Source organism: Mesorhizobium sp. M7A.F.Ca.MR.245.00.0.0 (assembly GCF_003997415.1).
GTDB lineage: Bacteria > Pseudomonadota > Alphaproteobacteria > Rhizobiales > Rhizobiaceae > Mesorhizobium.
The window spans coordinates 165,749-186,237 of the sequence record NZ_RZTE01000006.1; the positions used below are offsets into that span (position 1 = coordinate 165,749).

The following is a 20,489-nucleotide window of genomic DNA, read 5'->3' on the forward strand; positions in this document are numbered from 1 at the left end:
CCAGCGGCCCGAGCGGGCTTTCGATCCCTGGCTTCGGCGGCACGCTGCCCGACGTCGTGGTCGTCCGTTCGATCGCCGCCGGATCGTTCGAAGCGATTACCCGGCGCCTCGGCGTGCTGCACGCGTTAAGCAGACTGTCGGTTCCCGTGTGGAATTCCGCGCAGGCGATCGAGCACTGCGTCGACAAGTCGATGACGACATTCCTCTTGAAAAATGCCGGCCTCCCCACGCCACCCACCTTTGCCGTGGAAGGACTTGCTGCCGCCGCGGAGATCGCGGCGCAAGAGCTTCCGCGGGGACCGCTGGTGCTGAAACCATTGTTCGGGGCGCAAGGCCGCGGGATAAAGCTGATCCGCACGCTCTCGGACCTGCCGGCCGCAGACGAAGTAAACAACGTCTACTACCTTCAGCAATATGTGTCGCGTGCCGGTCCGCCTTTCCGGGATTTTCGCGTCTTTGTCTGCGCCGGCGAGACCGTGGCGATGATGAGCCGCATCAGCGACGACTGGATCACGAACGTCAACCGGGGCGGCGTGCCGGAACAGGTTTCCGACCATGGCAAGGCGGAACTGGCCTCGCTGGCTGTCGCTGCGTCAGCCGCGGTCGGCGCGGATTTTGCCGGCGTGGACATCGTGCGGGCTGACGACGGCAATCTGTTCATACTCGAAGTGAACAGCATGCCCGCCTGGTCGGGATTGCAATCGGTGGTCGCCGTGAATATCGCCGAGGCAATCGCCGATGCCTTGCTGAAACTCCTGGCCGACCGTGCCGAAGCGGCCGCCGCGCCGCGGCCCTACCGTTTTGCCGCGCCTGCGAATTCGTGAGGGCCGGTAGGATGGCGCTGTCGCGTGAACGCCTCCGGGCCAGCTACAAGGATGCCTGCAGGATGGAGATCGAAGCCCTCAAACCGGGCAACGTCCATCTGTTCGCCGACGGACACGGAATGTCCGCCGCCCAGTTCATGATGAGTGCGGAGGTTTCCTCCGGGCCGCTGACCGATCCTCGTCTGCCGGTCGGACAGCGCATGCTGGAGGCCGTGCGCGCGACCCGACTGGCGGTCGCAACCAATACCAATCTCGGAATCATCCTTCTGGCAGGGCCACTGATATGCGCCGCCGAAATGGGCGGTGACAGACTGCAGGACAATCTCGACTTGCTGCTTCGGGCTTTGAGCGTGCAGGATACCAAGGCGGTATTCGAGGCGATCGTCACGGCCGCGCCAGGCGGCCTGGGAGAAGCCGCCAACGATGTGCGGCAGGAGCCGAAGGTCCATTTGCTGGACGCGATGCGGGAGGCCGCCGACCGCGACATGATCGCCCGCCAGTACGGCAGCTGTTTCGGCGACGTGTTCGGGGTCGGGCTCGTTGCGCTGGATGGAGCGTTGGCACGTGGAGAAACCGGCATGTGGCCGACGGTATTCGTCTACATGGCGTTTCTCGCCGGCTTCCCCGACAGCCATGTGATGCGCAAGCACGGCGTTGACGTCGCAAATCAAGCGCGGCAGGAAGCCATTGCCGTTCAGGCGGCGCTCCATGCCGAGGGCGACGAGCCGTCGCGCATTCGCCTGCTCATGGAGTTCGACCGCCGGCTGAAGGCCGACAACATCAATCCCGGCACCTCGGCCGACCTCACCGTGGCTACTCTTTTAGTCCACACCCTCGCCCTCACCTTGCATAATCGCGGCGTTGGTGCTTGACTTCCAAAAGCGGAAGCTGTGCTTCCGCGGCTATCTAGCCAACCGGTCCGGGCAAATCCGGACGCTGCCAACAAGGATAGCTGTCCATCGAGCGCCTGCTCGGTTGCAGCGTCCGTGGACATCATAATTGTGTCTTGGAGGAAATTGGCATGGCAAAAATATCAAAGGTTATGGTCGGTGAATCGCTGGTGGGAGACGGCAACGAAGTCGCGCATGTCGACCTGCTCATCGGCCCGCGGGGGAGCGCGGTCGAAACGGCATTCTGCAACGCGCTTACCAACAACAAGGATGGCTTTACTTCGCTTTTGGCGGTGATCGCGCCCAATCTTCAATGCAAACCCAACACCGTGATGTTCAACAAGGTCACGATCAAGGGCGCCAAGCAGGCGGTCCAGATGTTCGGCCCGGCGCAGCACGCCGTGGCAAAGGCCGTGCAGGACAGCGTTGCGGACGGGACCATTCCGGCCAACGAAGCGGACGACGTGTTCATCTGCGTCGGGGTGTTCATCCATTGGGACGCGGCGGACGACGCCAAGATCCAGAAATACAATTACGAGGCGACAAAGGAAGCTATCCAGCGCGCCGTTGCAGGAACCCCGACCGCCGCCGAAGCAACGGCCCAGCGCGACAAGGTCAAGCATCCGTTCGCAGCCTAGACAAGAGACAGCCCCGCACAGGAAAAACCCTCTTCTGAGACGGATGGTCTGTTGCGCCGGCTGAAAAAAGTTCTGGGCTTTTGAAACGTCACCTCCCGAAGGGCGCACGTCCTTCGGGAGGTGACGAGCAACGATGATCAGGCGCCGAGTGACGCGAGGCGGCCGGGTGTGAGCGTAGCGTTGTGCAATGAGGTTGCGACCAGCGCCGCGGCGACACCCATCGCGGACAAGGCGCTGATGTCGGCCTCATCTCGGACGCCGCCGGCCGCGATGACGGCGCGATTTCCGGCCTTGGCCTTGACCTCCTGCAGCAGCCCGAAGTCAGGGCCGGCGGCCGCACCGACCTTGGCCAGCGTCATGACAATCACCTTTTGCGGCCAAAGCTCGGGCTCTTCGAGAAGAGAACGCGGTCCGCAAAAACTATCGCCGATGAAATCAAGGGACAGGATGAGATCGGGATGATCGCAAAAACGCCGCAGCAACATGTCGTCCCGCTGCGATTCAGAGCCCAGAACAGGAGACAGGGAGCGTTCGGCAAGCGCCGCCAAAAGTGTCTTTTCGTCGGCCACGCCGGCATCGACCCAAAGTTCCGGCGGCTCCGCCATCGTCCTCAGCCGGGCGAGTGCGTCGCTGTTTGGCGCTCCGCCTTCGATAGCGTCCAGATCTGCGATGTAGAAGGTCGAAAAAGGATAAAGCCCACGCAGTCCTTCAGCGACCGCGACGACATCGGGGCTTCGGCTGAGAGGCGTAACGATCGGCCTGTAGCGATCGCGTTTTCCCTGCTGGGCGCGAACCACCACGCCGTCCTTCAGGTCGAGAACCGGAATGATACGCAACGCTTTTCTCACCGACCAATTGCCCCCGTCATGAAAGCTTGAAGCGTGGAAAAAAGAAAGGGCATCATTGCCGGTTTCGACATTGGCGGCGCGCATCTGAAGGTGACCCGCGCACAAGACGGTCGCATCGTCGAGGCGGTAACGATCGCAACGCCGCTCTGGCAAGGCCTGCACAAGCTGGCTTCAGCCCTCGACGAAACGGCTCCGATCTACGCGGGTGCGGATCTCAACGCATTCACCATGACAGGCGAACTGTCGGACATCTTTCCGTCCCGCGATGTCGGCGTAGCGGCTCTGCTGGGTCAGATTTCCACCCATTTCCCCACAGACAAAAAGCTGGTCTATGCCGGACCATCCGGTTTCGTCGGGGTCGAGCAGGCAGCGCAGCTAGGCGCCGATGTGGCTTCTGCCAATTGGCACGCGACAGCCTTGTTGGTGGCAAAACTCGCCGGCGATGCCCTGTTCGTCGACATGGGCTCCACCACCACCGATATCATTGCCATCAAGAACGGCGCCGTGGCCAATGACGGCTACACCGATGCCGGACGGCTTCTAACCGGCGAATTGGTCTATACCGGCTTTACCAGGACATTCCTGTTCGGCGTAGCCTCGTCGGCTCCCGTCAATGGCAGGCTAACGCCGCTGATGAACGAGTATTTCGCCTCGATCGCCGACGCGCACCGCATCCTAGGCGTGCTCGACGAGGACGACGACAGGCACCCTCCCGCCGACGGCAAGGAAAAGACCGTGGACGGCTCGATCGCGCGGCTGGCGCGCATGGTGGGGCGCGACGCCACTGACCTGACCCCGCCGGAATGGGGTGAAGTCGCGCGCTGGTTCAGCGAGCAGCAACTGCGCAAAGTGCACGATGCAGCGTCTCTGGTTGCCGGGACCTTGCCGCGGGATGTCCCGATCGTCGGGGCCGGAATCGGTCGCTGGCAGATCAGGCGACTGGCCGAACGCATGGAACGCAGCTACGTCGATTTCGCCGACATCATCCCCGCGGATGACACCGTTCGAGGGCAAGCGAGCAGCGCGGCACCTGCGTCCGCGGTAGCGCTTTTGGCGGGATATCCTTCGTAAGCAGGTTGCGGCGCTCGCGCCTATGCCGGCGCGTCCTCGCTCCCGGAATCTTTGGCGGTCAAGTGATCGCTGACACGCTGCATCAGCCAGCCCCAGGCTTCCTTTTCGCCCTCGCCTGCGGTCTTTTCGATGGCAATCGAAAGGTAGGCGATTTCCGCCTCGATCTTGTCGCGCGGCAGCATGCCGAGCCGGCTGACCAGGATGGCCAGTTCAAGCACCGCCGCCTTGGCTCGATTGAGGCCGGTGAACGGCGCAAGCGCTTCCTCCCGCACCACGCGGCAGAAATGGCGGGGGCGCACGCCATTGTCATCGACCGCCTGGACTTCGAGACCCGAATACGCCAGCGCCGCCTCCAGCCTCGGCACCGGAAACCCGTCAACCGGAACGGTTGGCCAATGCTTGCGGCCTGTCAGGCAGCCGGCAAAGACACGCACGTCGTCGGTATAATTGGCGATGGCGAACGGCACTTCGGCGAGATTGTCGAGCGTGACCGACGGCCGGAACGGCGCAATCACCCAGCCGTCATTCTCGGCAATGATACCGATCGGCGCGATGTGGACGTCGCCTGCCTTGTTGACCGTCGTGATGATCGATTCGCGAATGTAGGGCATGATCCTAGCGCTCTTTCCTTGCGCGGAGCGTCTGGCCCGGCTCGGCAAGACGGGTACGGTCGGTTTCAGGAGCCGGCGCGGCAACGCCCCATGCGAGCGGTTCGTCCTGCACATAACGCTTGCCGAGGCGCCACGCGATCTCCGCTTTCATCAGTTCCGCGCCGAGATAAAAAGCGTGTGCGCCATCGGCGTTGATGTCCAGCCCGGCAAAAAGTTCGAACGCATCCGTGGCAACCGCATGCCCTTTGCTATTGAAAACATGGATGCCGTCCTCCGCTACCGCGATCCGGAAGTTGGCGTCGCGCACCTGGGCCGCCAATGCCTCGATATCGTCGGTTGAGGCCGTGAAAGGCTTGCGATCGTGGACCTGCAACAGGCCTGGGTGATAGCCGCGCGGCAACGCGCCGTCCGTGCAAGCAGCCAACATGACGCGGCGGGCGATATCGTGCTCCTCGATCGTCCGCACCGTGTGTGGGCTGACATGCACCGCCAGCACGTTTCGGATCCGGAGTTCCGAGCAGAGTCCCGCTAGAACGGCCGTAACACCGGAACTGTCCGCGTCGGTCAATTCGGTGAGATTGCCGGTCCCCATCAGCAATTCGACGTCCGGCCAGCGGCGCCGCGCCTCGATGAAGCGCCCGAGTGAAACGGCGAAGCCGAAATGGATCGGGTCGAGCACGGGATCGGCAATGAAGGCAACGCCGGCCTTTTGCGCGGCTTCGATGGCCCGGCCGAGCGAATCCAGATCGCCGGGCGTGGACGGTATCAACACTGCCGTAGCCCTATGGTCGAAGATCAACGGCAGCGTGTTCTCATCGAGGCTGAGAAGATAGTCCGCGCCGGCGCGTGCCCCGATCGTCAGTTCGTCCACGCTGGCCGAATCGACGCTGACCATAAATCCCCGTGCCTTGAGCGCTCGCACAGCCTCCGGCAGCAATGGAAACGGCGTCTCCGGCAGGCAGCCCAGATCGATGACGTCGGCGCCGGCCGCGGCCAACATCGAGGCCCTCGCCATCAGCGCCTCGACCGACAGCATTGGCGCATCGACGATCTCGGCGAAGATGCGCATATCGTGACGCGTCAAATCCGGCGGTTTGCCCGCCCGGCCAAGGAAGGCCGGCAGGTCAGCGATCTCGTCGGGGCCGCGCACAAAGGGCACGCTGAAATGCTCCGACAGGTGCTCGATGTTTCCCCGATAGCGTCCGGGCAGGACGACGCGGTCGACGTCTCCTGTCAGAGTGAGCCGACGCTTCACAATTTCCTCGCTCATCAGCGCGGCGACCTTGACGCCGACGTCGACGATTTCCCACGCGAATGCGGTTCTGCCCAGCCCGGCCAGCAGCCGCTCCAGCCGCGCCTTGGCCAGATGGCCGGTAAGAAAAACCAGCCGCTCAGCCATCGCTTGCGAGTTCGGCCCGGCGCCGTGTGAGCGAGGCTTCGAGATCAGCGAGCGATTCGACCACCTGGGTCCGCTCGAAACTCTTCAACTGCTTGGTATTTTCCAGGTCGATCCTGCGCGGATAGACCTTGACCAGCCCGTGCGGTGCCTGGGTCTCGAGTTCCGGCGCGGTGTCGCAAGCAAAGACGATGGCTGGCACACGGCACTTTCCGGCTTGGGCAAAGACATTGGTGGCGAGCGTGTCCGAAATGCCATGCACGCATTTGGCGACCGTGTTGGACGTGGCCGGCGCCACCACGACCGTGTGATAGACACCGTGGTAGAATTCGCCGACAGGGATCGCACTCGCGGTCTTGTCGTGCAGCACGCGCGTCGTCTCCGGGAAATCAAGTTTAAGCTTGTACATGCGCAACACTTCGTTGGCAGCCTTCGACACGAAGACATCGCAATGTTCGAGTTGGCGAACAAGTGCGAAGCTCTCCGTAAAGAAATGCCCGGAACCCGTCAAAACCCATGCCCAGCGCGGCACATGCAGCTTCACCATCGGCTATCCCGCCTTCTTTGCCGACGACCCTGTTGAAGCCACGATCCTGGTGCCGGGCAGCTTGCCCAACGCGAGCATCGCGCCGGCCTCGGCAGCATCCTTCGGACCGGCGAGATGGAAATCGACGCCGTCGGGCAGCATGGCGGCAAAGCCGGGGTCGACAATGCCTCGGGTCCTCAGGCTGTCAGCGGTATCGCCATCGAAGAATGCACCGGTCTGCTTGATAAGCAACAGCGCGTTTGCGCCAAGCTTGCCGGCAAGCCAGGCGGCCAGAGAATCGGAGGTAATGTCCCACGAGGCCGGAACATCCAGCGCCGGCAGTGCCAGTGACGACGGCAGCCACACCGGAACCTTGCCCGCCTCCAACGCTCGCCCGATCTCGTCCAGCGACCGTGCCGGCGTCAGTCTTTCGTCCCGGTCGAGGATGACATGGCCGAACTGCTCCATGGCCAGGATCGCCATGGCATGCGCGGCGGCGTCGGAAAAATCCATGCGTGTCTGCGTCTCGCGCACATGGTCGGCAAAGAGGCCGCCGCCGGGCACGATGACGATCGGCAGCCTGGAACCCGCCAGCGCTGCGATCCAGCTCTTCATCTCCGCCGCATGGGCCGTGCTGCCGCCAAGCTTGACGATGGCCCGTCGGAGCATTTCGGGGCGTTCCTGGCGCGGCCGGAAAACAACGCTCCGGTCTTTTCGGCCGGCAGTGCCGGAGGCAGCGCCGCGTCCCGCCGATTGGCGCTTGCGTTCGATCTCGACGCCGACGCCGCCAGGGCCGAGCTCGAGCTTCTCCACCCTTACCGTGACACGCACGACACGCTGGTTCTCCAGGACGTGCGCTGCCACCTGCTCGGCCAAAGCCTCGCTGAGCTGGATATGTCCCCGCGCGACGATGGTGCGAATGCCGTCCATGATGATGTCATAAGAGAACACATGGCGCATGTCCTCGGGATGGTCGGTGATTTGCAGCACGTCGGCGGCCACATCAAAGCGCACTTTTTGAGTATGGCCATGCTCGAAGCTGTAGGCACCGATCTGGACCGGCAGAACAAAATCCCGCACAAAAATCCTGTCCGTGCCCAATGTCGGGTCGGTGTCCGGCGAATAGCCTCTCGCCGCCAACAGGCGATAGTCGATACTCGATTGACCGCCGGTCCCGGATTCCGCCGGGATCAACTCTCGAATCTGCGAGACCGCCTCGGCGCTGATCGAACTCGTGCGACCGGAATGGCCACACAGCGCCCCCCGAAAGCCGAGAAAATCGGGAGCGAAAGGCAATAGGCGCGGAATATCCGGAGCTTCCAGCGATCCACTCAGGCCGACCATCAGACCGAGCGATTTCGTTCGGTCGACGAATCCCGGAATACGCTCCGGCGGCAGATGATCGAGCAGCCGGCCCTTCCCCTTTTGCGCGGTATCGACCATCACGCCATGGAAGCGATGCCTGGCGAATATCGGCAGAAGCTCGAAGTCCGGCGCCAGATCGGCAAACAGCACGGCAATCAGCTTCGTTCGTGCGGCGAGCGGTTCGAGCGCCTGTGCGCAGGCAGAGATATTCGCCGAAGGAAAAAATCCGATCTTCACATAGTCGACGCCGGTCGCCGCGATCTCTTCGGCCTTGATGCGGATCGTTTCGGGCTCCATCGGCAGGTCGCCGCAGACCGCGCTGACCGGAGCCCGACCAGCGATGAACGAAATCGTTCGGCGCATGGTTTCCGTGGACACCGCGCCCAGAGCTCCCGCCTTCGGGTCCTTCATGTCGACGATGTCGACACCTCCAGAAAGAGCGATCTCCGCCTCTTCGATGCCGGTGACGCTTGCCAGCATTCTGGTCATTTGAACAGTTTCTCCAGTTTGGAGGACAAGACGTTTTTATCGAGGCAGTCGATCCCCCTGCGCCACGTCTCGCCGGTGTTGCCATGCGAATCGACGCCGGCGACCTTCCGCACCGTTCTGGCAGGCGCGAAAAGTCTTCCGATAGGGTTTGATAAATTTTGCGGGTCGGCTAAGTTGATCATGGGCACCTTGACTTGGCGCGGGTCCGGCAACCGTCGAACCTTTGCGCAAGAATGGGTAATTACTATCGATGACGAGCGCGGTGCCAGGCACTCTCGCTGCCTTTTTGTGCTTTTTTTCCCTGACCGTCAACGTTTCCGACGCGACAGGCCAGGAAACGGTGGCGAAGCCGGAAAAAAAGACAACCGAAATCAAGATAGGCTATTTGCGGGCCTACGCACCGCAATTGACGCTTTCCATGCTCGACCTGCCGCCACGTGACGAAGGTGTCGCCGGCGCCGAGGTGGCGATCGGCGACAACAATACGACCGGAAAGTTCACCAACCAGAAATTCAGCCTCGACGTGACCGAGATCAAGCCCGACGGCGACGCGGTTCAGGCATTCGAAGGCATGATCGCCAAGGGCGACCGCTATGTGGTCGCCGATCTTTCAGCCAAACAATTGCTGTCGATCGCCGACATCGCCCGCGACAAAGGCGTGCTGATCTTCAACGTCGGCGCCACCGACGACAGCCTTCGCGAGGAGGACTGCCGCGTCAACGTTTTCCATGTCGCGCCGACGCGCAGCATGCTGGCCGATGCGCTGGCGCAGTATCTCATGGTGAAGAAGTGGCCGAATTGGGTGCTGCTCTATGGGTCGCATGAGCAGGATCGTCTCTACGCCGATGCGTTGCGCCGCGCGGCAACCCGCTTCGGCGGCCAGATCGTCGCCGAGAAGGAATTCAAGGATACGGGCACAGCCAGGCGCACCGACACCGGCGCCACGCAGATACAGCAGCAGATTTCCGTGTTCACGCAAGATCTCCCGGAGCATGACGTGGTGCTTGTCGCCGACGAAAGCGAGGTTTTCGGGACCTACGTGCCCTATCGCACCTGGACGCCGCGGCTGGTCGCCGGCACGGCCGGTCTGGTTGCATCGTCGTGGCATCCCGCCAGCGAACAATGGGGCGGTATCCAGATGCAGAGCCGCTTCCTGAAGACGGCGAGCCGGCGGATGCTTTCAAAGGACATGTCGGCTTGGACGGCGGTGCGTGCCGTCGGCGAGGCCACCACGCGCACCAAGGGCGACGATGCGAAAAAGATCAGCGACTACATGCGCTCGGACGACTTTTCGGTTGCTGCTTTCAAGGGGCAGAAGCTGACCTTCCGCAAATGGAACCTCCAGCTTCGCCAGCCGATCTTGCTTGGCGATACCAAGTCCGTCGTCTCGACATCGCCACAAGAGGGCTATCTTCACCAGGTCTCCGAACTCGACACGCTCGGTGTCGATCAGCCGGAAACGAAATGCGCTCTCAAGTAGAGTCAATCGGGAGGAATTTGCGTGCAGAAACGAGCTTGCGCATTCGCCATTCTCGCGGCCGGCCTGACGGCCAGTCCGGCATCGGCCTATACGGCCTACGTTTCCAACGAGAAGGACAACACGATGACCGTCGTCGACACGGCGACGATGCAGGTGGTGAAGACAGTTGAAGTCGGCCAGAGACCTCGCGGCATCACCATCTCGCATGACGGCAAGTTCGTCTACCTATGCGCCAGCGATGACGATACGGTCCAGATCATCGATACCGCGACGCTTGAAATCGTCGGTACGCTGCCATCCGGCCCCGATCCCGAATTGTTCGTGCTCTCGCCGGACGGCAAGACGCTTTATGTCGCCAATGAGGACGATAATCTCGTCACCGCCATCGACGTCGAAAGCAAGCAGGTCCTGGCCGAGATTCCGGTCGGCGTGGAACCGGAAGGCATGGGTGTCAGCCCCGATGGCAAGACCATGGTCAACACCTCGGAAACCACCAGCATGGCGCATTTCATCGACACCGGCACGCATGAGGTGACCGACAACGTGCTGGTCGACACGCGCCCGCGCTTCGCCGACTTCAAGCCCGACGGCTCGCAGGTCTGGGTCAGCGCCGAGGTCGGTGGCACTGTCAGCGTCATCGACAACGCCAAACGCGAAGTGGTGAAGAAGATCCAGTTCGCGATTCAGGGGCTGCGGGCCGAAACCATCCAGCCGGTAGGCATCGCCATCACCGCCGATGGCAAGAAAGCCTATGTCGCGCTCGGCCCGGCGAACCATGTCGCGGTGATCAATACCGACACCTACGAGGTGGAGAAATACATCCTCGTCGGCCAGCGTGTCTGGCATCTGGCCTTCACGCCCGACCAGAAAACGCTGATCACCACGAATGGCAATTCCAACGATATCACCTTCATCGACACGGCCACCGACGAGCCGGTCCAATCGCTCACCGTGGGCCAGCAGCCCTGGGGTGTGGTCATTTCGATCAAATAGCAGACATTGATCATCGGGAGGCTCAAGACATGAAACTTTTCCGCAGGTTTTTCTTCGCCGCGCTCGCCGGATTCGTCCTTGCTCCGACCGGAGCAAGCGCCGACGACGCAACACCAAAACCGTCGCGTGCCAGCAAGAACCTGCCGGAACTGATTATCGGTTCGGCCGATTCCACTTACGCCGTCAATCAGAAGGATTTCGAGCTGATCGCCGGCCAGGGCTATCGCTGGAAGATCACCTCCAAGGGCGGTTTCGAATACAAGTTCGTCACCGACCTCTTCCGCAATGTCTGGATGGACCAGATCGTCATCAACGATTTGGAAGTGCATATGGACGGCGGACCAGCCTGGCTGGAATTCGACGACGCGGGAACGATCCAGGTGCAGTTCCATACCGTTCGCCCGGGCGAATATACCTGGTCGGTTCCCGACCTTGCCGACAAGGGACTGAAGGGCAAGATTACGATCAAGTGAGACAAAAGGCGATCAAGGCGCCAGATAGCCAACGCGTCCTGAAGGAGCGGCCCGGCATGCAGCATATGAGGACAAGCGGTCCGGGAGAAGAGGTGGCGGCGCTCGATGTCGGTGCCGTCAGCCATTCCTATGGCCAGAAGCGGGCGCTCAACGACGTCTCCTTCTCGATCGCGCCGGCGACTTTCACCGTTCTGCTCGGCCTCAACGGGGCCGGCAAGACAACGCTGTTCTCACTGATAAGCCACCTCTACGACACGCGTCACGGATCGATCCGCATCTTCGGCCATGACATTCGCCGCGCATCCGGCGAAGCACTCAGACGCGTCGGCATCGTGTTCCAGGCACGCACGCTCGACCTCGACCTCAGCGTCTACCAGAATCTCTCATACCACGCCTCGCTGCATGGCATTGGCGGACGCGACGCTCGCCAGCGCATTGCCGCGCTGCTTGAAGCGGTCGACATGCAGGGCCGCCAGCATGACAAGGCACGCAGCCTCTCCGGCGGTCAGATGCGGCGCATCGAAATCGCCCGGGCGCTGTTGCACCGCCCTTCCCTGCTCCTGCTTGACGAGGCGACCGTAGGCCTCGACATCGAGTCTCGCGCGGGCATCCTCGCCACCATCCGCAAGCTCGTCCAAGCCGAGGGCATCGGCGTGCTCTGGGCCACGCATCTGATCGACGAAGTCGAAGACGCCGACCATGTCGTCATACTGCGGCGGGGTGATCTGGTCGCGAGCGGCAAGGTGTCGGATGTGATCCGTGCGAATGGTGGAAGTTCGATTCGCGAAACCTTTTCGAAGCTCAGCCGCGTCGATGCGGCGGGCATGGCGGAGACGTCGCCATGAGCGCTCCTGCGATGCCTGGAAAGCTCGCCGGCATCATGCCAGTGCGGTCTGAACCATTCGGCCTGCGCCACTATCTCATTTGCCTGAAAGGCGTCGTCCTGCGCGAATGCCTGCGCTTCCTGCACCAGCGCGAACGCTTTATTTCCTCGCTGGTCCGGCCGCTCGTCTGGCTGTTCATCTTCGCCGCCGGCTTTCGCCAGGTGCTCGGCGTGTCGATCATCCCACCCTATAAGACCTATGTGCTCTACGAGGTCTATATCACGCCGGGCCTTTGCGGCATGATCCTGCTGTTTTCCGGCATGCAGTCTTCGCTGTCGATGGTCTACGACCGCGAGATGGGCAACATGCGCATCCTGCTGGTCAGCCCGTTTCCGCGCTGGTTCCTGCTGGTGTCGAAGATGCTCGCCGGCGTGGCCGTATCGATCGTGCAGGTCTACGCGTTCCTGATCGTTGCCTGGTTGTGGGGCGTCAAGGCGCCGCCACTCGGCTACCTCTATGTGCTGCCGGCACTGTTCCTGTCGGGCATGATGCTTTGCGCGCTCGGCATGCTTTTGTCTTCGCTGATCAAGCAGCTCGAAAACTTCGCCGGCATCATGAACTTCGTCATCTTTCCCGGCTATTTCGCGTCTCCGGCGCTGTATCCCTTGTGGCGCATCCAGGAGGCGAGCCCGCTGCTCTACAAAATCTGCCTCTGCAACCCGTTCACCTATGCCGTCGAACTGATCCGCTTTGCCTTCTACGGGCAGATCGAATGGCTGTCGCTGGGCGTCGTGGCCGGCTGCACGCTGCTGTTTCTGGGCGGCGCCATTATCGCATACGACCCTTCGCGCGGTTTGGTGATCCGCAAGCAGGACATGGGAGGAAACGCCTGATGGCGCGAATGAGACTTGTTCACACTCTCGTTGTGGTCGCCACGCTTGGCTCGATGGGAGGCGCCGGCGCGGCAAACACCGATCCCGACTGGCCCTGCATACAGCGTAAGGTGCCACGGCTCTCGCTTGGCCAGATCTGGAATGGGCCGGAGCTTCCTGCGACCGCGAAAGATTGGGCGAAGGATGCCCGTGTGTCGGCGCTTGTCGAAGCGGTGGCGGCCCGGCGGACGCCGATTGCCGAAGCCCAAAAAGAGATCAAGGATTTCGCGACTTCCCTGCCGCCCGAGCAGGTCGCACCAAAAATGACGATGCTGGTGCAGGGAATGTTCGACCATATGGACGCCGAGCGTTCGCACGTGATCTCCGGCATCTCCCGCTATGCGCACAAACAGCTCGAAATGGCGGCACAGTTGCGCAAGGAAGCATCCGAAGTCGACGCGCTGCGCGCCAAGGCCGATGCGGATCCGGACGAAGTCGAACGGCGAACCGACCAGCTGAATTTCGCGACGCGAATTTTCACCGAACGGGTCCAGTCGCTGACTTATGTCTGCGATGTGCCCACGATAATCGAGCAGCGGCTTTACCAGTTGTCGAAGACCGTCTCGGAAACGCTCGTCGTGAAGCAATAGACCTGGGCCGCCTGTCTCATGACCCCCTGCCAGGCAGCACACGCCAGCGCTGCACGAAATAACCGGGATGCGTCTCGATCCACCGAGCCACCAGCGGCTGCGCCTGCATGAAGGCAGTCCCGGGATTCATGGCCAGACCGTCTACCATTTGTTCGCGTTGTTCGCAGGTCCGCGGTACATCCGTCAGGCAGACCATCATAACGAGTGTGTAAAGCACTACCCCTTTTCCCCATCGAATTCCCGAACCCTATCCGGGAGGTTTCCGAACAGTCTGCAGGGGGTTGCACATACAGATCACTTACGGGTGTGAAAGGACGTGGCCCCCGCTCTTTCGCACTGCAACATAACATATCGCTTATATAACACCAACGATCGCGGGCGTTCTCCACCGGACTTTCATCCGTTGCGTTCGTGCAATGTCATCCCGCCTTGTCTGGATACAGCTTTCCGAAAAGGGGCAGATACATCGCGCCCTTGCGCATCAGGAAATCGTTGAACGTGGCCATGGCCGGCGAGATTGCGTGATCGGTTCGCATCACCGAGAACCATTGCCGGCGGATCGGCATGCCGACAACGTCGAGGATGACAAGCCGGCCTGCTTCGGTTTCCGCAGCGATGGTGTGGGCAGAGATGAAGGCGATGCCCAGACCAGCCATCACCGCCTGCTTGATCGTTTCGTTCGAGGCCATCTCGACACCGAGGTCGTCGATGCGCCCAGGCACGTCGCTCAGGAATATTTCCAGCGAGATGCGGGTTCCGGAGCCGGGCTCGCGAATAAGGAAATGCTCCTCGGCGATGCGCTCCTTGGAGATATCGCGGGCCGCGACCAACGGATGGTCGGGCGGCGCGATGATGACCAGCGGGTGATCGCCGAAGACCGAAGCACGCACCGGAACCTCTTTCGCCGGGCGCCCCATCAGCGCGATATCGATGTCGTGGTTCCTGAGGTTGTCGATCGTCTGGGCACGGTTGCCGATGGCAAGCCGCATGTCGATGTCGGGATGGTCCTTCATGAACGCAGCCATCAGCCGCGGCGCGAAATATTTGGCGGTGGAAACGACGCCGAGCCTCAAGCTGCCGGTGCGTACGCCCTTGATGGCATCCATCTTGTCTTCGAGCAAACCGAGATGCTCCTCGATAACCTGCGCTGTCTCGACGAAAGCCCGACCTGCGGCAGTGGGACGCATGCCGTCCGACGTTCGGTCGAACAGAGCCAGCTGGAATTCTTCCTCCACTTGCCGCAACTGGATTGTCAGTGCTGGAGGAGACAGACCTAACATCTTGGCCGCGCTGACAATTTTGCCGCACTTGATGATTGCCTGGACGGTCTTGAAATGCTTGAGCGTGAGGTTCCTCATGTCGCATGCTAAATTATTTTTACTAGCTAAGTAAAGTTATTGAATTTTACTTATCTCCCGACGTTTGTTTCCATTCCTCCAGTCCAGCCGCTCCGAGGAGATGCGGCCGGACCGGGAGGTTACGATGCCAGCGGCAACGCTCGACGCTTTTCTGAACTCCTATCTCGGCCAGCCTGGCGAATTCCGCTCGGCAGTTGTGACGACCGTCCGTCAGTTGACACAGGCCGCCATCAAGGTCCGCAACACCATCAATCAAGGGGTGCTCGGCGCCGCCTTTGCCGAAACCCGTGGCGCCAATGCCGATGGCGACGTCCAGAAGGATCTCGACGTCTTCTCCGACGACATCTTCCTCGACGCCATGCGCCGGGCGCCGGTCGCGCTTTACGCCTCCGAGGAACTGGAGCAGCCGGTCCTGCTCGACAGGCAAGCGCCACTCGCCATCGCGATCGACCCGCTCGACGGCTCTTCCAACATCGACACCAACGTCTCGATCGGAACGATCTTCTCGCTCCTGACCGCAACTGGCGCGCCGGACGCTGATCCGGCCGCCTCTTTCTTGCAGGCGGGCGTGAACCAGCTAGGCGCCGGTTTCTTCATCTATGGGCCGCAGCTGGCTCTCGTCCTGTCGCTCGGCAGCGGCACGCATGTCTTCGTCTTCTCGACAAGGCTCGGCACCTTCGTCCAGGCCTATGAAAGCCGGATCATTCCGCAACGCACTCAGGAATTCGCCATCAACGCCGCCAACTACCGGCACTGGGACGAGGCCGTGCGGCTCTATGTCGACGACTGCCTGGAGGGCACCGAAGGACCGCGCGAGAAGGATTTCAACATGCGCTGGATCGCCTCTCTGGTTGCCGACTGTTACCGCATATTGATGCGCGGCGGCGTTTTTCTCTACCCCGGCGATCGGCGCAAGGGCTATGGTCAGGGACGGCTGCGCCTCGTCTACGAGGCCAACCCGATCGCCTATCTCATAGAACAGGCTGGTGGTGCCGCCACCGATGCGATCAACCGCATCCTGGAAATCGAACCCGAGAGCCTGCATCAGCGCGTGCCGATGATCTTCGGGTCGGCGCGGGAAGTCGCGCGCATCACCCGCTACCACACAGAGCCGAGCAACATCGGCGAGCGTGCGCCGCTGTTCAGCCGCCGCGGCCTGTTCAGAGCCTGAGCAGCACCATGTCAGCCAAGCACCCCATCATCACCATCACCGGGTCGTCGGGCGCCGGCACGACCTCGGTCAAGCGCATCTTCGATCTGATTTTCCGGCGCGAGAACATCGAGGCCGCTTTCATCGAAGGCGACGCCTTCCACCGCTACGATCGCGCGGCGATGAAGGCAAAGGTGGCCGAGGAGGAAAAGGCCGGCAACCCGAACTTCACCCATTTCAATGCCGCGGCCAACGAACTCGGAATTCTCGAAGAGGTGTTCGCGGAATATGGCCGCCGCGGAACCGGCAAGACCCGCACCTACATTCACGATGAGGAAGAGGAAAAGCAGCACGGCACGCCACCGGGAACCTTTACCGAATGGCGCGAATTCGCTCCCAGCGACCTGCTCTTCTACGAGGGACTGCACGGCTGTGTCGTCACCGACACGATTAATCTAGCCAAGCATGCGGATCTCAAGATCGGGGTCGTGCCGGTCATCAATCTGGAATGGATCCAGAAGATCCATCGCGACCGTTCGACACGCGGCTATTCCACCGAGGCGGTGATGGACGTGATCCTGCGCCGGATGCCCGACTATGTCCGCTACATCGTCCCGCAATTCTCGCAGACCGCCATCAACTTCCAGCGCGTGCCGATCGTCGACACGTCCAACCCGTTCATCGCGCGCTGGATCCCGACGCCCGACGAATCGATGCTGGTTATTCGCTTCGCCAATCCGCGCGGCATCGATTTTCCGTATCTGCTGTCGATGATCCACGACTCGTTCATGTCGCGGCCAAATTCCATCGTGGTGCCAGGCAACAAGCTCGATCTTGCCATGCAACTGATCCTGACGCCGCTCATCCTGCAATTGATTGAACGCAAGAGCCGTGTGTCGTGAGGAGGATGCAATGACCAGCCAAACAGCACTGAAGCCCGTCACCACAACCGCTCCCGTCTCGGAGCGCGACATGGCGAACGCCATTCGAGCGCTGGCGATGGACAGCGTCCAAAAGGCGAATTCGGGTCACCCTGGCATGCCGATGGGCATGGCCGACGTCGCAACGGTGCTGTTCAACCGCTTCATCAATATCGATCCGTCGAGGCCGGACTGGCCCGACCGTGATCGTTTCGTGCTTTCAGCCGGCCACGGCTCGATGCTGCAATACGCGCTGCATCATCTGCTCGGCTATGAAGACATGCAGATCGAGGAATTGCAGCGATTTCGGCAGTTGGGCAGCCGCACCGCCGGACATCCGGAATACGGCCATGCGCTTGGCGTGGAGACCACCACCGGACCGCTCGGACAGGGCATTTCCACGGCGGTCGGCATGGCGCTGGCGGAACGTATGCTTGCCGCCCGCCACGGTGCCGATCTGGTCGATCATCATACCTATGTCATTGCGGGCGACGGCTGCCTTCAGGAGGGCATCAGTCACGAGGCGATAGACCTCGCTGGTCACCTGAAGCTTTCCCGCCTGATTGTTTTCTGGGACGACAATGCGATTTCCATTGACGGGCCGACCTCCCTCTCCACGTCGATGGACCAGCCGGCGCGCTTCAAGGCCGCCGGCTGGGATGTCCAAAGCGTCGCCGGCCACGACATGGAGGCAGTCGCCGCGGCAATCGAGGCGGCGCGGCGATCGGATCGGCCATCGCTGATTGCCTGCCGCACAGTGATCGGCATGGGTGCCCCCAATCTCGGCGGTTCGGAAAAGACGCACGGCGCACCGCTGGGTGAAGCAGAGATCGCCGCGACACGCGAAAACATCGGCTGGGCCCACGCGCCGTTCGATGTGCCGGATGATATCCTTTTCGCCTGGCGCGAGATTGCCGGTCGCGGCGAAGCGATGCGGCGCGCCTGGGAGCAGCGGCTTGCCGCCTCGCCGCGGCGCGAGGCTTTTGAAAACGCTGTCGCCGCCGAACTGCCTGATACGGTCTTCGAAGCGCTCGACGCCTTTCGTCGCGAACATATCGAGAAGGCAACCAAGGTGGCGACGCGAAAAGCCTCCGAAATGGCGCTGGAGGCCATCAACGGCGCAACGGAGTTGACCGTCGGCGGCTCGGCCGATCTGACGCATTCGAATCTGACGATCACCAAGGGCATGAACCGCATTGCACCGGGTGACTATGCCGGCCGCTATATTCACTACGGCATTCGTGAGCACGGCATGGCGGCCGCCATGAACGGCATCGCGCTGCATGGCGGTTTCGTGCCCTATGGCGGTACGTTCCTGTGCTTCGCCGATTATGCGCGCGGCGCGATGCGGCTCTCGGCGCTCATGGGCCAGCGCGTCATCTATGTGATGACACACGATTCCATCGGCCTCGGCGAGGACGGCCCGACGCACCAGCCGGTCGAGCACCTTGCGATGCTGCGTGCCACGCCTAATCTCAACGTCTTCCGCCCGGCGGATGTCATCGAAACGGCGGAGTGCTGGGAACTCGCGCTAAAGAGCAAGGATCGGCCGAGCGTCCTGGTGCTGTCGCGCCAGAACCTGCCGATGCTGCGTCGGTCGCACAGCGACGAGAACCGCTCCTGCCAGGGCGCTTACATCCTGCGGGAGCCGGCAAGGCACCGCGCCGTCACCCTGATCGCCACCGGCTCGGAAGTCGAGATCGCGGTTGCTGCCGCCGAAAGGCTGGAGACCGAGCATGGCGCCGCCGCCGCCGTCGTGTCGATGCCGTGCTGGGAGCTTTTCGAGGAGCAGGACAGCGCCACCCGCAAGGCCGTCCTCGGCTCGGCGCCGCGCGTCGCGGTCGAAGCGGCAGCCCGGCTGGGCTGGGACCGCTGGATCGGCGAGACCGGCGCTTTCGTCGGCATGACCGGCTTCGGCGCCAGCGCCCCTGCCCCCGACCTCTACCGGCATTTCAACATAACGTCCGAAGCGGTTGCTGCAGCGGCGCTGAAGCTCATCATCTAGGAGGATTCACAATGGCTCGCATCACCCTTCGCCAGCTTCTCGACCATGCCGCCGAGCACGGCTACGGCGTACCGGCATTCAACATCAACAACATGGAACAGGGCCTCGCCATCATGGAAGCGGCCAAGGCCTGCGACGCGCCTGTCATCATCCAGGCTTCGCGTGGCGCCCGATCCTATGCCAACGACATCATGCTGGCCAAGATGATGGAGGCGCTGACCGAAATCCACCCGACCATCCCGCTATGCATCCATCAAGACCACGGCAACAGCGAGGCCACCTGCCTTTCCGCGATCCGCCACGGCTTCACCTCGGTGATGATGGACGGATCCTTGATGGCGGACGCCAAGACGCCGGCCAGCTACGACTACAACGTCGCCATAACCGAACGCGTCGCACGCATGGCGCATTGGGTCGGCGCTTCCGTCGAAGGCGAACTGGGTGTGCTCGGCTCGCTGGAAACCGGTCAAAGCGAGGCAGAGGATGGCCACGGCGCCGAAGGCGCGCTTTCCCACGACCAGTTGTTGACCGATCCCGATCAGGCGGTCGACTTTGTGACCGCAACCCAGGTCGACGCGCTGGCGATCGCCTGCGGCACCTCGCACGGCGCCTACAAATTCACCCGCAAGCCGGACGGCGACATCCTGGCCATGCAGGTGATCGAGGCGATCCACGAAAAGCTGCCCAACACGCATCTGGTCATGCACGGCTCTTCCTCGGTGCCGCAGGAGTTGCAGGACATCATCAACAGATACGGCGGCGAGATGCCCCAGACCTTTGGCGTTCCGGTCGAGGAGATCGAGCGCGGCATCCGCTACGGCGTGCGCAAGGTCAACATCGACACCGATTGCCGCATTGCCATGGCCGGGCAGTTCCGCCGCGTCGCGACGGAAGACCCGCGCGAGTTCGATCCCCGTAAATTTCTGAAGCCCGCCATGGACGCCTTGCGCGACCTTTGCCGAGACCGGTTCGAGCGTTTCGGTACGGCGTCCAACGCCTCGAAGATCAAGGTCATCGCCATGGACGAGATGGCGAAACGTTACGCCGCGGGAAAACTCGATCCCCATATCGCAACCGCGAAAGCCGCCTGAGCAACAAACAGGAGA

At 62.0% G+C, this 20,489-nt stretch carries 20 protein-coding genes; 14 read left to right on the top strand and 6 right to left on the bottom strand.

Features of this window, described 5'->3' with window-relative positions; genetic code table 11:
• From EOB80_RS10015 to fae, 3 genes are all read left to right on the top strand, one after another.
• Positions 1 to 824: RimK family alpha-L-glutamate ligase (locus EOB80_RS10015; protein ID WP_245466317.1), on the top strand; the 824-nt coding region annotated here is incomplete at its 5' end.
• A gap of 11 nt (positions 825 to 835) precedes the next feature.
• Entirely contained in the window at positions 836 to 1,696 is an 861-nt protein-coding gene (locus EOB80_RS10020) for a triphosphoribosyl-dephospho-CoA synthase (RefSeq protein WP_127327524.1), read from the top strand.
• A 149-nt stretch (positions 1,697 to 1,845) separates the two neighbouring features.
• Positions 1,846 to 2,352, top strand: coding sequence for a formaldehyde-activating enzyme (gene fae, locus EOB80_RS10025; RefSeq protein ID WP_013532036.1), 507 nt, complete (start codon positions 1,846 to 1,848; stop codon positions 2,350 to 2,352).
• A gap of 137 nt (positions 2,353 to 2,489) precedes the next feature.
• Here the strand turns inward: fae and EOB80_RS10030 are convergent, their stop codons facing one another.
• Positions 2,490 to 3,188: a HisA/HisF-related TIM barrel protein gene (locus EOB80_RS10030; protein WP_164762571.1), complete on the bottom strand. Its 699-nt coding sequence runs from the start codon at positions 3,186 to 3,188 to the stop codon at positions 2,490 to 2,492.
• Positions 3,189 to 3,233: 45 nt separating this feature from the next.
• Here EOB80_RS10030 and EOB80_RS10035 point away from each other — a divergent pair, with 45 nt between their 5' ends.
• The gene (locus tag EOB80_RS10035) at positions 3,234 to 4,271 is read left to right on the top strand and encodes a hydantoinase/oxoprolinase family protein (protein ID WP_127327526.1); all 1,038 of its coding nucleotides are present in this window, start codon (positions 3,234 to 3,236) and stop codon (positions 4,269 to 4,271) included.
• A 20-nt stretch (positions 4,272 to 4,291) separates the two neighbouring features.
• On the opposite strand, the gene EOB80_RS10040 is transcribed toward EOB80_RS10035, so the two are convergent.
• From EOB80_RS10040 to EOB80_RS35190, 4 genes are read right to left on the bottom strand one after another with little or no spacing between them, the layout of a single operon-like run.
• On the bottom strand, positions 4,292 to 4,882 hold the full coding sequence (locus EOB80_RS10040) for a DUF447 domain-containing protein (RefSeq protein WP_127327527.1): 591 nt from the start codon (positions 4,880 to 4,882) through the stop codon (positions 4,292 to 4,294).
• Between the two features lie 4 nt (positions 4,883 to 4,886).
• Positions 4,887 to 6,281: a DUF6513 domain-containing protein gene (locus EOB80_RS10045; RefSeq protein ID WP_127327528.1), complete on the bottom strand. Its 1,395-nt coding sequence runs from the start codon at positions 6,279 to 6,281 to the stop codon at positions 4,887 to 4,889.
• Positions 6,274 to 6,825: a flavoprotein gene (locus EOB80_RS10050; protein ID WP_127268111.1), complete on the bottom strand. Its 552-nt coding sequence runs from the start codon at positions 6,823 to 6,825 to the stop codon at positions 6,274 to 6,276. Before EOB80_RS10050 ends, EOB80_RS10045 begins: the two co-directional genes overlap by 8 nt.
• Before the next feature lie 3 nt (positions 6,826 to 6,828).
• Positions 6,829 to 8,658: a (5-formylfuran-3-yl)methyl phosphate synthase gene (locus tag EOB80_RS35190; RefSeq protein WP_127327529.1), complete on the bottom strand. Its 1,830-nt coding sequence runs from the start codon at positions 8,656 to 8,658 to the stop codon at positions 6,829 to 6,831.
• Between the two features lie 250 nt (positions 8,659 to 8,908).
• On the opposite strand from EOB80_RS35190, the gene EOB80_RS10065 reads away from it, so the two are divergent.
• From EOB80_RS10065 to EOB80_RS10090, 6 genes are read left to right on the top strand one after another with little or no spacing between them, the layout of a single operon-like run.
• Positions 8,909 to 10,138 (top strand): ABC transporter substrate-binding protein, encoded by a 1,230-nt coding sequence (locus EOB80_RS10065; protein ID WP_127268108.1) that lies wholly within the window; start codon positions 8,909 to 8,911, stop codon positions 10,136 to 10,138.
• Between the two features lie 21 nt (positions 10,139 to 10,159).
• Entirely contained in the window at positions 10,160 to 11,131 is a 972-nt protein-coding gene (locus EOB80_RS10070) for a YVTN family beta-propeller repeat protein (RefSeq protein ID WP_127327531.1), read from the top strand.
• Between the two features lie 29 nt (positions 11,132 to 11,160).
• Positions 11,161 to 11,604 (top strand): hypothetical protein, encoded by a 444-nt coding sequence (locus EOB80_RS10075; RefSeq protein ID WP_127269840.1) that lies wholly within the window; start codon positions 11,161 to 11,163, stop codon positions 11,602 to 11,604.
• A 56-nt stretch (positions 11,605 to 11,660) separates the two neighbouring features.
• Positions 11,661 to 12,449 carry an ATP-binding cassette domain-containing protein gene (locus EOB80_RS10080; RefSeq protein WP_127327532.1) on the top strand — a complete coding sequence of 263 codons (789 nt, stop codon included), beginning with the start codon at positions 11,661 to 11,663 and terminating at the stop codon, positions 12,447 to 12,449.
• 35 nt (positions 12,450 to 12,484) lie between these two features.
• Positions 12,485 to 13,321: an ABC transporter permease gene (locus EOB80_RS10085; protein WP_050580490.1), complete on the top strand. Its 837-nt coding sequence runs from the start codon at positions 12,485 to 12,487 to the stop codon at positions 13,319 to 13,321.
• Positions 13,322 to 13,374: 53 nt separating this feature from the next.
• Entirely contained in the window at positions 13,375 to 13,950 is a 576-nt protein-coding gene (locus EOB80_RS10090) for a hypothetical protein (protein WP_245466318.1), read from the top strand.
• Positions 13,951 to 14,369: 419 nt separating this feature from the next.
• Here the strand turns inward: EOB80_RS10090 and EOB80_RS10100 are convergent, their stop codons facing one another.
• Positions 14,370 to 15,308: a LysR family transcriptional regulator gene (locus EOB80_RS10100; RefSeq protein WP_127319312.1), complete on the bottom strand. Its 939-nt coding sequence runs from the start codon at positions 15,306 to 15,308 to the stop codon at positions 14,370 to 14,372.
• Positions 15,309 to 15,432: 124 nt separating this feature from the next.
• Between EOB80_RS10100 and EOB80_RS10105 the strand changes: the two genes are divergently transcribed.
• From EOB80_RS10105 to fba, 4 genes are read left to right on the top strand one after another with little or no spacing between them, the layout of a single operon-like run.
• Entirely contained in the window at positions 15,433 to 16,479 is a 1,047-nt protein-coding gene (locus EOB80_RS10105; RefSeq protein ID WP_127327534.1) for a class 1 fructose-bisphosphatase, read from the top strand.
• Positions 16,480 to 16,487: 8 nt separating this feature from the next.
• A complete protein-coding gene (locus EOB80_RS10110) occupies positions 16,488 to 17,360 on the top strand; it encodes a phosphoribulokinase (RefSeq protein ID WP_027036917.1) in 873 nt (290 codons plus the stop codon).
• Between the two features lie 10 nt (positions 17,361 to 17,370).
• Positions 17,371 to 19,383 (top strand): transketolase, encoded by a 2,013-nt coding sequence (gene tkt, locus EOB80_RS10115; protein ID WP_127327535.1) that lies wholly within the window; start codon positions 17,371 to 17,373, stop codon positions 19,381 to 19,383.
• 11 nt (positions 19,384 to 19,394) lie between these two features.
• Positions 19,395 to 20,474 carry a class II fructose-bisphosphate aldolase gene (fba, locus tag EOB80_RS10120; protein ID WP_127327536.1) on the top strand — a complete coding sequence of 360 codons (1,080 nt, stop codon included), beginning with the start codon at positions 19,395 to 19,397 and terminating at the stop codon, positions 20,472 to 20,474.
• Positions 20,475 to 20,489: the final 15 nt, after the last annotated feature.

What these genes read in the sequence shown, in the direction of transcription:
- EOB80_RS10075 (WP_127269840.1), top strand. Translation starts at nt 11,161, where the DNA reads ATGAAACTTTTCCGCAGGTTTTTCTTCGCCGCGCTCGCCGGATTCGTC.
- EOB80_RS10085 (WP_050580490.1), top strand. Translation starts at nt 12,485, where the DNA reads ATGCCAGTGCGGTCTGAACCATTCGGCCTGCGCCACTATCTCATTTGC.
- EOB80_RS10050 (WP_127268111.1), bottom strand. Translation starts at nt 6,825, where the DNA reads ATGGTGAAGCTGCATGTGCCGCGCTGGGCATGGGTTTTGACGGGTTCC.
- EOB80_RS10020 (WP_127327524.1), top strand. Translation starts at nt 836, where the DNA reads ATGGCGCTGTCGCGTGAACGCCTCCGGGCCAGCTACAAGGATGCCTGC.
- EOB80_RS35190 (WP_127327529.1), bottom strand. Translation starts at nt 8,658, where the DNA reads ATGACCAGAATGCTGGCAAGCGTCACCGGCATCGAAGAGGCGGAGATC.
- EOB80_RS10080 (WP_127327532.1), top strand. Translation starts at nt 11,661, where the DNA reads ATGCAGCATATGAGGACAAGCGGTCCGGGAGAAGAGGTGGCGGCGCTC.
- tkt (WP_127327535.1), top strand. Translation starts at nt 17,371, where the DNA reads ATGACCAGCCAAACAGCACTGAAGCCCGTCACCACAACCGCTCCCGTC.
- EOB80_RS10100 (WP_127319312.1), bottom strand. Translation starts at nt 15,308, where the DNA reads ATGAGGAACCTCACGCTCAAGCATTTCAAGACCGTCCAGGCAATCATC.
- EOB80_RS10045 (WP_127327528.1), bottom strand. Translation starts at nt 6,281, where the DNA reads ATGGCTGAGCGGCTGGTTTTTCTTACCGGCCATCTGGCCAAGGCGCGG.
- fba (WP_127327536.1), top strand. Translation starts at nt 19,395, where the DNA reads ATGGCTCGCATCACCCTTCGCCAGCTTCTCGACCATGCCGCCGAGCAC.
- fae (WP_013532036.1), top strand. Translation starts at nt 1,846, where the DNA reads ATGGCAAAAATATCAAAGGTTATGGTCGGTGAATCGCTGGTGGGAGAC.
- EOB80_RS10040 (WP_127327527.1), bottom strand. Translation starts at nt 4,882, where the DNA reads ATGCCCTACATTCGCGAATCGATCATCACGACGGTCAACAAGGCAGGC.
- EOB80_RS10110 (WP_027036917.1), top strand. Translation starts at nt 16,488, where the DNA reads ATGTCAGCCAAGCACCCCATCATCACCATCACCGGGTCGTCGGGCGCC.
- EOB80_RS10090 (WP_245466318.1), top strand. Translation starts at nt 13,375, where the DNA reads ATGGGAGGCGCCGGCGCGGCAAACACCGATCCCGACTGGCCCTGCATA.
- EOB80_RS10105 (WP_127327534.1), top strand. Translation starts at nt 15,433, where the DNA reads ATGCCAGCGGCAACGCTCGACGCTTTTCTGAACTCCTATCTCGGCCAG.
- EOB80_RS10065 (WP_127268108.1), top strand. Translation starts at nt 8,909, where the DNA reads ATGACGAGCGCGGTGCCAGGCACTCTCGCTGCCTTTTTGTGCTTTTTT.